The organism is Actinobaculum sp. oral taxon 183 str. F0552 (genome assembly GCF_000466165.1).
Taxonomy (GTDB): domain Bacteria; phylum Actinomycetota; class Actinomycetes; order Actinomycetales; family Actinomycetaceae; genus Peptidiphaga.
The window spans coordinates 20,100-32,106 of record NZ_KE951420.1 but is presented as its reverse complement, the minus strand read 5'-3'; the positions used below and the strand labels follow the sequence as shown (position 1 = coordinate 32,106).

Below are 12,007 nucleotides of genomic sequence, written 5' to 3'. Positions count from 1 at the left end.
CGGGCCCCGCCGGCGGGGCCGCCGACCTCGGCGGAGGAGATGAGGACCCGCCAGCCGTCGGGGACGTCGACCGGCTCGTCGAAGGCGGTGAGGACAAGAACGTCTTCGCGCCGCGGTGACGTGTTGAGGTAGCGCAGTCCGCGGGCCTCGCCGTCGGCGACGTCCGCGAGGCCGCCGTGCCCCAAGCCGAGCCGCCGGCGCAGGGCGAGCATCCTGCGGAAGAACGAGAGGGTGGAGGCTTCGTCGGCCACCTGCGCGTCGACGGCCAGCTCGCGCCAGTCCGCGGGCTGGGGAAGCCAGGACGAGCCTTCCGGTGAGAAGCCGAATCCGGGCGCGTCGCCGACCCAGGGGAGGGGGACGCGGCAGCCGTCGCGGCCGGTCTCCCGGCCCCGGGTGCGGAAGAAGGCCGGGTCCTCCCGCACGTCGTCGGGCAGGCTCGTGTGCTCCGGCAGGCCGAGCTCCTCCCCCTGCCAGATGTAGGCGGATCCGGGCAGGGCGGCCATGAGCAGATGCATGGCCAGCGCCCGGCGCAGGCCGAGGCGGCCGTCGGGCTGCGGGTCCTCGGCGCGGATCCCGTCGGGCCTGCCCGTGGGGTCGGCCATGCCGAACCGGGACGTCGCCCGGACGACGTCGTGGTTGGACAGCACCCAGGTGGTCGGCGCCCCGACGGCGTCCATGGCCGCCAGCGAGTCCGCGATGACCTCGCGCAGGCGATCCCGGTTCCATCCGCATTCCAGGAATTCGAAGTTGAACGCCTGGCTCATCTCGTCGGGACGGACGTAGGCGGCCAGTTCGGCGGCGGGGGCGAGCCACGCCTCGGCGACGAGCATCCGGTCGGGCCCGAACTCGTCGAGGACCGCCCTCCACTCCCGGTAGACACCGTGGACCGCGCCGACGTTCCACATCGGCGCCGGAGGGGTGTCCGCGGCGTCGCCGCGGACCATGGTGACCCGGTGCTGCCAGTCGGGCAGTGCGGGGTCCTTGGCGAGCCCGTGGGCGACGTCGACTCGGAAGCCGTCGACGCCGCGGGCGAGCCAGAAGCGCAGGATGTCGCGGAACTCCGCTCGGACCTCGGGGTTGGCCCAGTTGAGGTCCGGCTGCGAGGAGTCGAAGAGGTGAAGGTACCAGGAGGTGTCGTCCTGCCACGGTGAGCCGGGCGCGTCGGGGCGGTCGCACACCCGCGTCCAGGCGATCGAGCCGAAGACGGACTGCCAGTCGTTGGGCGGGCCGTCGCCTCGGCCGGGCCGGAACCAGTAGCGCTCCCGCTCGGGCGAGCCGGGCCCGGCTTCCAGCGCTCTGCGGAACCAGGCGTGCCGGTCGCTCGTGTGGTTGGGGACGATGTCGACGACGACCTTCAGCCCCACCTCGTGCGCGCGGGCGATGAGGGCGTCGGCGTCGGCCAGCGTGCCGAACCTCGGATCGACGTCGCGGTAGTCCTCGACGTCGTACCCGGCGTCCTTCTGGGGGCTGCGGTAGAAGGGGGAGAGCCAGACGGCGTCGACGCCGAGCTCGGCCAGGTAGGGCAGGTGCGAGGTGATGCCCGGCAGGTCGCCGACCGCCGAATGCGAGGAGGCGAAGGAGCGCGGGTAGACCTGGTAGATGACGGCGTCGGACCACCACTGGGAGGGGGCGGCGGGGCGGTGGAGTTCACGGAGCATGGCTGATTCCTAGGATCGGGGGTGCGGCGGACTCACGGGGAGTGCGAGGCCGTGGAGTCGCGGACGATGAGTTCGGCGTGGAACTTGAGCGAGGCCTGGGAGACCGGGGCCTCGTCGATGATGGACAGGAGCAGGGAGACGGCCGCCTCGCTCATGGCGCGGACCGGCTGGCGGATGGTCGTCAGCGGCGGCGACGAGAAGGCCATGAGCGCCGAGTCGTCGAAGCCGACGACGGAGACGTCGGCGGGCACCTGCAGGCCGCGCCCTTCGCACTGGCGGATCGCCCCCAGCGCCATGACGTCGCTGCCGCAGATCAGGCCCGTGCAGCCGTCGTCGAGGAGTTCGCCGGCCGCCGCCTGCCCGCCCTCGACGGTGTAGAGCGTGTTGGCGACGTTCAGGGGCGAGTCCGGCAGGAGGGACGTCATGACCCGCCGGTACCCCTGCTCCTTGTGCCGGGAGGGGGTGAAGCGCGCGGGGCCGAGGGCCAGTCCGATCCTCGTGTGCCCCAGGGAGATGAGGTGGCGGACGGCCTGGGCGACGGCGTCGGTGTGGTCGGTGGACACGTCGGGGGCGTCGATCTGCTCGTGCGCGCCGTTGAGCGTGACGAAGGGGACCCGCATCTCCTTCAGGCGGGCGTAGCGGGTGGTCGGCAGGCTGGAGTCGGCGTGCAGTCCGCTGAGGAAGATGATCCCCGAGACGCGCTGGTCCAGGAGGAGCTGGACGTAGGCGTCCTCGGTGATGCCGCCCGCCGTCTGCGTGCACAGCAGGGGAGTGTATCCCCTGGCGGCCATGGTCGTCTCGAGGTTCTGCGCGAAGCTGGGGAAGATCGGGTTGGACAGCTCCGGGACGATGAGGCCGATGAGCCCGCCGGGGCGCTGGCGCAGCCGCTCGGGACGCTCGTATCCGAGCAGGTCGAGGGCGGTGAGCACCGCCTGGCGGGTCGCGGGCGCCACGGTCTCCTTGCCGTTGAGGACGCGCGAGACGGTTGCCGTGGACACTCCGGCCTGGCGAGCCAGATCGGCCAGGCGGACTCTCTCAGTCATGGATCACTCCCGGGGGCTTCGCTGCCCCGCTGCCGTGTTCGGGTCGGATGCGTACAGGCACGCGGTGTGCCTTGCGAAAAAGTTTACCGACCCGACACGGGGGATGCTAACCCGCCGAATGCTCGGACACACGGCCGCCCGACGGCCGAATCCGTCGACGCCGCGCGGGGTTCGCGGAAGTTCCGGCAGCCGGAGCCCGGCCGGGTCGCCGGACGGCTGGTGCGCGCCCGGCGACCCGGCTCTCGCCGGAGGCTAGTCTTCGCCGCCCTCCGCTTCCTCGCTGTCCTCGGCTTCGAGCTCTTCCTCTTCCGCCTCCTCGGCCGCCCGCGCCGCCTCTTCGGCTTCGGCCGCGCGCCTCTTCTCCTCGGCGGCGATCTTCGCCAGCTTCAGGGCCTCTTTGTCGCGCGGGGCCAGGTAGACGGTTCCGAAGGGCGGCAGTTCGAGCGACGCCGAATAGGGGCGCCCGTTCCAGCCGACCTCGTCGGCCTCGACCGCGCCGAAGTTGCCGACTCCCGAGCCGCCGTACTCCAGGGCGTCGGTGTTGACGATCTCGTCCCATTGGCCGCCGAAGGGCAGCCCGACCCGGTAGTTCCCGTGCGGGATGCCCGCGAAGTTGCACACGACGACGAGGATGTCCTCCTCGTCGGCGCTGCGGCGCAGGTAGCTGATGACGTTGTGGTCGCCGTCCGAGCCGTCGATCCACTCGAAGCCGTGGTTGGTGAAGTCGTCGCTCCACAGGGCCGGGTGCTCGCGGTAGACCTCGTTGAGCCGGCGGACCAGGGAGAGGACGCCGTCGTGCGAGGGCTCGTTCGTCAGCCACCACTGCAGGCCCGCCGACTCGTTCCATTCCTCGGTCTGGGCGAATTCTTGGCCCATGAACAGCAGCTTCTTGCCCGGATGCGACCACTGGTAGGCCAGGAGTTCGCGTACGCCGGCGAGCTTCTGCCAGTCGTCGCCGGGCATCTTCGCGTAGAGGGAGCCCTTGCCGTGCACGACCTCGTCGTGGGAGAGCGGCAGGAGGAAGTGCTCCGAGAAGGCGTAGACGAGGCTGAAGGTGATCTCGCTGTGGTGCCACTTCCTGTTGACGGGCTTCTCCTCGAAGTAGCGCAGGGTGTCGTTCATCCACCCCATGTTCCACTTCAGGCCGAAGCCCAGGCCGCCGTGCTCGGTCATGGCGGTCACGCCCGGCCAGGACGTCGACTCCTCGGCGAGCATCATGATGCCGGGGGCGACCCGGTAGGCCGTGGCCGTGGACTCCTGGAGGAAGGAGATCGCCTCCAGGTTCTCGCGCCCGCCGAAGACGTTCGGCTGCCAGCCTCCCGACTCGCGCGAGTAGTCGAGGTAGAGCATGGAGGCGACGGCGTCCACCCGGATGCCGTCGATGTGGAACTCCTGGAGCCAGTACAGGGCGTTGGCCACGAGGAAGTTGCGCACCTCGCAGCGCCCGAAGTTGAACACGTACGTCCCCCAGTCGGGATGCTCGCCGCGCAGGGGGTTGGGGTCCTCGTACAGGGCGGTTCCGTCGAACCGGGCCAGCGCCCACTCGTCCTTGGGGAAGTGGGCGGGGACCCAGTCGACGATCACGCCGATGCCCGCCTTGTGGAGCTCGTTGACGAGGTAGCGCAGGTCGTCGGGGGTGCCGAAGCGCGCCGTGGGGGCGTAGTAGCCCGTCACCTGGTAGCCCCACGACGGCGCGAAGGGATGCTCGGCCAGCGGCATGAACTCGACGTGGGTGAAGCCGCAGTACTGGACGTGGCCGATGAGCTGCTCGGCGATCTCCCGGTAGGACAGCCCCGGACGCCAGCTGCCCAGGTGCATCTCGTAGACGGAGATGGGGCCCGCGTGCGGGTCCTTGCCCGCCCGTTCGTCCATCCACTCCTCGTCCTCCCAGGTGAAGCGGGACCGGGTCACGATCGATGCCGTCGACGGGGGGACCTCGGCCCGGCGGGCCATGGGGTCGGCCTTCTGGTGCCAGGACAGGTCGGGGTACTGGATCTCGAACTTGTAGCGCTGGCCCTCCAGGGCGCCGGGGACGAAGATCTCCCAGATGCCCGAGGATCCCATCGTGCGCATGGCGGTGAGCGTCCCGTCCCAGCCGTTGAAGTCCCCGATGACGCGCACGGCCTTGGCGTTGGGCGCCCAGACGGCGAAGCTCACGCCGCTGACCTCGCCCAGCTCGCTGGGGTAGGTGCGCACGTGGGCGCCGAGCGCCTCCCACAGCCGTTCGTGGCGGCCTTCGGAGAACAGGTAGGTGTCCATGTCTCCGACCGTCGGCAGGAAGCGGTAGGGGTCGTCGCTGAGGTTCTCGACGTCGCCGTAGACGGCGACGACTCGGTAGTCCGGAATGTCGGTGCCCGGGAGAACGGCCCTCCAGATGCCACCCCATTCGTGGACGGCTTCGGTCCGGCCGTCGGCGGTCTCGATGAATACGCTGTCGGCCAGGCGCCGGATCGTGCGCACGGTGACGCAGTCCTCGGCGATGTGCGGTCCGAGCACGTCGTGCGGCGAGTGGTACCAGCCGTTGGCCACGGCGTTGAGGACTTCGTCGTCGACGCGGACGTAGGGTGAATCAGTCATGTGCTTTACTCTTCCATGTGAGGGGTGGTGTCAGTGTGAGGCGGACAGAGAATGGGGGTCGGCCCCGAGGATCCGCGCCGCCCCGGCGAGCGGGATCGGAAGCCACGTGGGGCGCTGGGCCGCTTCGTACGAAACCTCGTAGAGGGCCTTGTCGAGGATGAGGGCGTCCAGGAGCACCCGTTCGTGTGCGCCGATGTCGCCGTATCCCGTCAGGAAGGCGTCCACGGCCGCCTTCTCCCAGGCGGCCATCGTCTCCTCGTCCGCCCCGGCGGCGACCGCCGAGCCGGTGGCGTAGCCGAAGCTGCGGATCATCCCCGCGACGTCGCGCATGGCCAGGTCGGGCGTGTTCCTCTCGGCCAGCGGACGCAGCGGCTCGCCCTCGAAGTCGAGTGCGACCCAGCCCCTGTCCGGAGCGTCGAGGACCTGGCCGAGGTGGTAGTCGCCGTGGATCCGTTGGAGAGGGGGCCAGGTCACGTTCTCCGTGCGCGCGAACACCTCCTCGATCCTCTCCTTCCAGGGCTCGAGCCCCAGGACGAGGGCGCAGGCGTCTGCGGCCCTGCGCGACCAGGCGGCCCGGATGCGCTTCCGGTCGGTGGCCTCCGCCTCCACGCGGGGGCACCGCTTAGCGAGGGTGTCGTGGATGCGCCTGGTCAGCTCTCCCAGGCGGGGTATCGACTCCGCGGCGGCGCCGAGGCTCCCGTCCGAGTCGGCCAGACCCTCGGTGATCACCTGCCAGGCGTCTCGCGCCCCGCCCAGGAACTCCTGGGCGACGAGGACGTCGGCGTCCTGGCCGTCCCACGTCAGGTGGGCGGCGCCGCGGGCGCGCGGCACGGTCCCCGTGTCGGAGAGGACGGCCTGGAGGTGGACGTCGGGGTTCGACCCGGGTACCAGGACCCGGAAGATCTTGAGGATCAGGCGTTCCCCGTCCTCCATCGTGTAGACGATCGACGTGTTCGACTGCTCGCTGGTGAGCCTCTTCGCGCTCGAGACCCTCGCGGGTGGGGCGGGCGCGTCCTCCGCCGGAGTCGTCCGGACCGAGGCGGGCAGCTTGGCCAGGGTCGCCTCCGGGTCGCCGACGTCCCCGGACGCGACGGCATGGACGGCCTCGGTGCCGCACGCCAGCGCGAGGAGCGCCCGCTGGCCGTCCCGGTCCTCCGCGGCGTCGAAGACGCGCAGCCCGCCGAGGGAGGCGACGGGGCGGGGGGCGTCGTCCGCATCGCCCGCGGCGTCGCGCAGGACCACGGGGACGTTGTGGTGGGTCGAGCCGGAGGCGAGCACCAGCCACAGAACCGTCGCCTCCCATTCGCCCGCGAGTTCGATCGCGCTTTCCACGGCGGCCGGGCCGCCCGAATACCACCGACTGGCCTTCAGCCAGGGTCCGAGTGCCTCTGCGAGATTAGTCATGTTCGCCATCACAGTGCCTTTCGAGATTAGTCATGTTCGCCATCACAGTGCCTTCCGAGATTAGTCATGTTCGCCATCACAGTGCCTTCGCCGAGAGGATGTGAGCGCACTGCCCGCGCGGGTCGAGCCGCACGTAGGGGTGCTCGTTCCAGCGGAAGGTCTGCCCGCTCAGCTCGTCGGTGACCTCGAGGATGGCGCCGCCGTCCCAGCGCGGGAAGACACCGAACGGCCCGAGGTCGAGGTAGACCTCGGCGTCCCGGGTGGCGTAGGGGTCGAGGTTGAGCACCGTGATGACCGCGTCGGGCTTGCCGTCGGGGGTCTCCTCCGGGCGGGCGTAGCGGGTGAAGGAGATGACCTTGTCGTTGGACGTCGGGTTGATGACGATCTCCCGCAGGCGCCTGAGGGCCGTGTGCCGGGAGCGGATGGCGTTGAGGTTGCCGAGCAGGTGGGCGATCCCGTTGTACTCCGCGGCCTTCCAGTCGCGCACCTTGAACTCGTACTTCTCGTTGTCGACCTGCTCCTCGGCCCCCGGCCGGGCGACGTTCTCCACGAGTTCGTAGCCCGAGTAGATCCCCCACGTGGGCGACCCGGTGGCGGCCAGGACCGCTCGGATGGAGAAGGCCGCCAGCCCCCCGCGCTGCATGTAGGGGGTGAGGATGTCGTGGGTCGTCGGCCAGAACGCGGGGCGCACCCTGTCGTCGCTCTGCCGGGCGAGTTCCCACAGGTAGTCCTCGATCTCCTTCTTCTCGGTCCTCCACGCGAAGTAGGTGTAGGACTGGTGGAACCCCGCGGCCCCCAGGCCCTGGAGCATCGGGGGCGCGGTGAAGGCCTCGGCGAGGAAGAGGACGTCGGGGTGCTCGGTCCGGAATTCGGACAGGAGCCGCTGCCAGAAGGCCAGGGGCTTGGTGTGGGGGTTGTCGACCCTGAAGATCGTCACTCCGTGGGAGACCCACAGTTCCAGGATGCGCTTGATCTCGCGGTAGATCCCCTCCGGGTCGTTGTCGAAGTTGAGCGGGTAGATGTCCTGGTACTTCTTCGGCGGGTTCTCCGCGTAGGCGATGGTGCCGTCGGCCCGGGCGGTGAACCATTCGGGGTGCTCGGTCAGCCACGGGTGGTCCGGCGAGCACTGGAGGGCGACGTCGAGGGCCACCTCCATGCCGTGCCTCTTCGCCTGCTTGACGAAGTAGTCGAAGTCCTTGAAGGTGCCGAGCTCGGGGTGGATGGCGTCGTGCCCTCCCTCGGACGACCCGATCGCGTAGGGGCTGCCCGGGTCGCCCGGCTTGGCGACGAGCGTGTTGTTGCGACCCTTGCGGTTAGTGGTCCCGATCGGGTGGACGGGAGTGAGGTAGACGACGTCGAAGCCCATGCCGGCGATGCGGTCCAGGCCCCTGGCGGCCGTGCGGAGCGTGCCGGACTTCCACGTCCCGTCGGCCGCCCGCCTGGCGCCTATCGACCGCGGGAAGATCTCGTACCACGAGCCGACGAGCGCGCGGATGCGGTCGACGTTCAACGGGTAGGCGTCCGTCTCGGTGACCAGGTCGCGCACGGGGGAGGCGGCCAGGGCCTCTCGGACCTCCTGCGACGTGGCGGCGGCGAAGCGCTCGTCGGCGGAGAGCTGGCCGTCGGCGACGGCGGCCTGGGCGCCCTTGAACGCGGCGCGCGCCTTCGACCTGGCGGGAGCCTGCTCCCACGCCCGCTTGAAGAAGGCCTCCGCCTCTAGGAAGACGAGCGGCACGTCCACGCCGGCGCCGATCTTGATCTCGGCCGAGTGACGCCACGTCTCGTAGGGGTCCGACCAGGCGCGCACCCTGAACCGCCAGCTGCCGGGGCGGGTCGGGGTGAGCCAGGCCTCGTAGCGTCCCAGGCCGGGCCTGACGAGCTCCATCGGAGCGCTCTGGACCACCGCCCCCTCGGGGTCGATCAGGTCCGCTTCGGCGGCGAAGGCGTCGTGGCCCTCGCGGAAGATCGTCGCCTGGACGGGGAAGGATTCGTGCTCGGTTCCCTTGGCGGGCAGGCGCCCGCATTCGACGCGCGGTGTGACGTCCATGATCGGGATCCGGCCGATCACGGCCGCGCCCGCCTGCCTGCCGGCCGCGGACTCCTCCGTTTCTGACGATGATGGCCCGACCTCCGCAGGCCGTCGCGCCTGTGAGGCGGGTGTGGAGGCGGCTGCCGCAGGCTTCTCAGTGGCCTTGGCAGCGGACTTCTTCGCGTTTGCTGCTGTGGCCGCGCGGGGCGCGGACTTCTTCGTCGGGTTGCTCACACCCCCAGCCTATTCGCTCTTTCCCTAGCGTGCACGGGTATCTCACGTAAGATGGGGAAGTCTAGAGAAGGGCTGCGATGTTCAAGTACGACGCATTCATCTCATACCGTCACGTCCACCCCGATATGGAGATCGCTCAGGACATTCAGCGCCTCATCGAAGCCTTCGTCGTCTCGAAGGCGGTGCCGGCGGTCCCCAAGCGCAGAGACTTCCTCGTCTTCCGCGACCGCGACGAACTGGCCTCGGGGGAGCTGGGCGAGGCCATCGAGAACGCCCTGGAGAACAGCGCGTTCCTCATCGTCGTGTGCTCCAGGCGCACGCCCCTCTCGCCGTGGTGCCGCCGGGAGGTCGAGTACTTCCGCGAGGTGCGCGACCCGTCGAATATCATCGCCGTCCTCCTCGAGGGCGAGCCCGAGGAGTCTTTCCCGCCCGAGCTCAGGGACGTCAGGAAGCTCGTCCGCACCCCGGGCGGCGCGGTCCAGGAGCGCCGCGACGAGTTCCTGGCCGCCGACGTGCGCCCGGACAGGGTGCGCGCCGAGGGCTTCCCGGGGTACGAGGAGGTCGAACGCGACCCGCGCGCCCTGCGCGCCCTGAGGAGGAAGTCCGCGGCGCTGCTCAAGCGCACGGAGATCAACCGGATCATGGCCACCATCCTGGGCGTCTCCTACGGGGACATCACGCAGCGCCAGCGGGAGCGCAAGATGCGCAGGGCGATGGCGCTGGTCTCCGTCGTCGCCCTCGTCCTGGGGGTGTTCGCCACGACGGTCACGGCGATGTGGGTGAAGTCGATGCGGTCGGAGGAGAAGGCCAACGAACGCAACGCCGCCATCACCATGAGCCTGGCGACCAAGGCGATCGCCGACGGCGACCGCCTCCTGGGGATCCTCTACTCGCGCGCCGCCATGTCCGCGGCCGACCGGTCCATGGGCAGCTACAGCAGGCTTCAGGGGGAGTACTACAGCAACCTCTCGGCGGCCACCCTCTACGAGGACTACACCCCGACCCTGGAGATCAAAACGGACTCGGGCGTGCCGTCCTTCGGCCAGAGCGCCTCGGGCGGCGAACTGGTCACCGCCGGCCGGGACGCCTCCCTGACCGTGTGGAACGCGCGCAACGGCACGCCCGTCCGCTCGATCCGCCTGCCGAGCAAGCCGACGAAGGTGGGAAGCGCCCGCGACGGCTCCTCCTTCTACGCCCTCACCGAGAACAACGACCTCCACCTCGTCTCCTCGGGCGGGGGTCGGATCAGGACGGTCCGCACGGGCGTGGCGGGGCAGGTCGCCAACCTCGTCGTGTGGAAGGACCACGCCATCCTGGACGTGGGCGACGGCGCCTCCGAGAAGGTCGTGGGCGTCGACCTGGCCGCCGGCCGCCGGCTCTTCGCCATGGACTTGAACAAGGAGGGCGTGGTCTCGGTGGACGTGCGCGACGACGGAGCGGAATTCGCCGTGGCCTACGCGGGGGGAGGCGCCTCCCGGCACGACGCGCGGACCGGCGCCCTCTCGGCCTGGATCGCCGGCCGGCCGGCCGGCGCGCCCTCTGGCGCCTCCGGGTCGCTGGCCCGAAGCGAACTCATCCACTACGCCCCGCGCGGGAACATGCTCGTCTACCTCTCCGGGAGCGCGCGCGTCTACTACAAGGCGGACACCTCCACCGGGAGCGTCCAGGCCGCCGGGGGCCTGGCCAAGCTGACGCCGACGGGGGCGGTCGCGACCATGCAGGTCCGCGAGGACGGAAACGCCGTGTACGCGCTCTGGGAGTCCTCGGGGGCCGTCTACCGGTTCGACTTCGCCTCACCGGACAAGATGCGGACCCTGCCGGCCGGCGGCAAGGACATCTCCAGGATCGCCATCACGCCGGACGGCGAGCGCCTGGTGGGCCTCGCCAAGGACAACTCGCTCTTCTTCTGGCAGGGCATGGACGACCCCCGGCTGGGCGCCCCGGCCTTCGCGCCCCTGCCGAATCCGGCCGGAGGGACGGACCCGCTGGGGGCGAGCGTCACGCAGGTGTCCTTCTCCGCCGACCGCAAGCGCGCCTTCCTCCTCGGCGCGGACGCGAGGATCACTGTCGTCCAGGTGGCGGGGACCGAGAAGACCGCCTCCGGCAGGGGCGCGCCCCAGGCGAAGTCGAACGACGGGAAGACCCTGTACTCCATCTCCTCCGGCACCGGCTACGTCGAAGGTCCCGGCATGCCGCACAACGACGCGAGGCAGAAATCCGGTATCAGGCGGTGGGCGGCGGTGAGCAACGACGGCCGGCGCGTGGCCGGGATCAAGAAGAACAGCTCCTCGGTGATCGTCATGGAGGGGAACGCGGTGTCCTACGAGTCGGACGTATCGGTCTCCTCCGCGAACGAGAGCGGCCCGCTCATCGCCTTCTGTCAAGGCGACGCCGTCGTCTTCGCCGCCTCGGACGGCTCCGTGGTGCGCTACGGCAAGAACGGCCGTCTCAATCGATACGGAGGCAGAGGCGGCGGGGACGTCGTGTCGATCCGCGTGAGCCCGGACGGGTCCCTCGTGGCCGTGTCCCGCCGGCACGGCGGCTACGCGGTCTACTCGGCGGCGTCCGGGAAGAGGCTGGCCGGCGGCAAGGGGGAGGCGCTCTCCCTCGGTGGGGCGTCGGGCAGGCTCTCGCACGTCCTGGCGATCGACGGCCACGACGTCGTCCGCTCCGATTCCCGCGGAAAGCCGACCAGAGCGCCCATCCCCGCCGCGCTGGCGGCCCAGGTGGGCACCAGCGCGGTCAAGGACGCCTCTCCGGACGGCAGTCTCCTGGCCCTCAGCGACGGGGCGAGCAACGTGACCGTCCTCGACGCCCGCTCGGGCACGGCCCTGCGCACCGTCTCGTCGAAGACCACCTCGCCGACGGCGCTGCTCCTGCACGACGGCCTGGCCTACCAGTCGACGGCTCTGACCGATCTGTCCAACGACGGGCACCGCCGAGTCAGGATCCGCACGCCCGGCGAGCTGGAGAAGCTCGCAGACGCGGCCCTGGACGGGCGCACGCTCTCGGCGGAGGAGAAAGCGAAGATCGGCCAATGAGGCCAATGAGGAGGACAGGCC

The 12,007-nt window shown here is 70.4% G+C and carries 6 protein-coding genes; 1 reads left to right on the top strand and 5 read right to left on the bottom strand.

What is annotated here, in order from left to right; all coding sequences use genetic code 11:
• The 5 genes from HMPREF0043_RS04375 to HMPREF0043_RS04355 form a co-directional block, all read right to left on the bottom strand.
• The coding region (locus HMPREF0043_RS04375) for a glycoside hydrolase family 13 protein (protein WP_021601689.1) at positions 1-1,658 on the bottom strand (1,658 nt) is incomplete at its 3' end.
• A 32-nt stretch (positions 1,659-1,690) separates the two neighbouring features.
• Positions 1,691-2,701 carry a LacI family DNA-binding transcriptional regulator gene (locus tag HMPREF0043_RS04370; RefSeq protein ID WP_021601688.1) on the bottom strand — a complete coding sequence of 337 codons (1,011 nt, stop codon included), beginning with the start codon at positions 2,699-2,701 and terminating at the stop codon, positions 1,691-1,693.
• Positions 2,702-2,953: 252 nt separating this feature from the next.
• Positions 2,954-5,278 (bottom strand): 1,4-alpha-glucan branching protein GlgB, encoded by a 2,325-nt coding sequence (gene glgB, locus HMPREF0043_RS04365; protein WP_021601687.1) that lies wholly within the window; start codon positions 5,276-5,278, stop codon positions 2,954-2,956.
• Between the two features lie 30 nt (positions 5,279-5,308).
• On the bottom strand, positions 5,309-6,691 hold the full coding sequence (locus tag HMPREF0043_RS04360; RefSeq protein WP_021601686.1) for a phosphotransferase: 1,383 nt from the start codon (positions 6,689-6,691) through the stop codon (positions 5,309-5,311).
• Between the two features lie 67 nt (positions 6,692-6,758).
• Entirely contained in the window at positions 6,759-8,945 is a 2,187-nt protein-coding gene (locus HMPREF0043_RS04355) for an alpha-1,4-glucan--maltose-1-phosphate maltosyltransferase (RefSeq protein WP_379050129.1), read from the bottom strand.
• 77 nt (positions 8,946-9,022) lie between these two features.
• Here HMPREF0043_RS04355 and HMPREF0043_RS04345 point away from each other — a divergent pair, with 77 nt between their 5' ends.
• On the top strand, positions 9,023-11,986 hold the full coding sequence (locus tag HMPREF0043_RS04345; RefSeq protein WP_021601683.1) for a toll/interleukin-1 receptor domain-containing protein: 2,964 nt from the start codon (positions 9,023-9,025) through the stop codon (positions 11,984-11,986).
• Positions 11,987-12,007 lie beyond the last annotated feature (21 nt).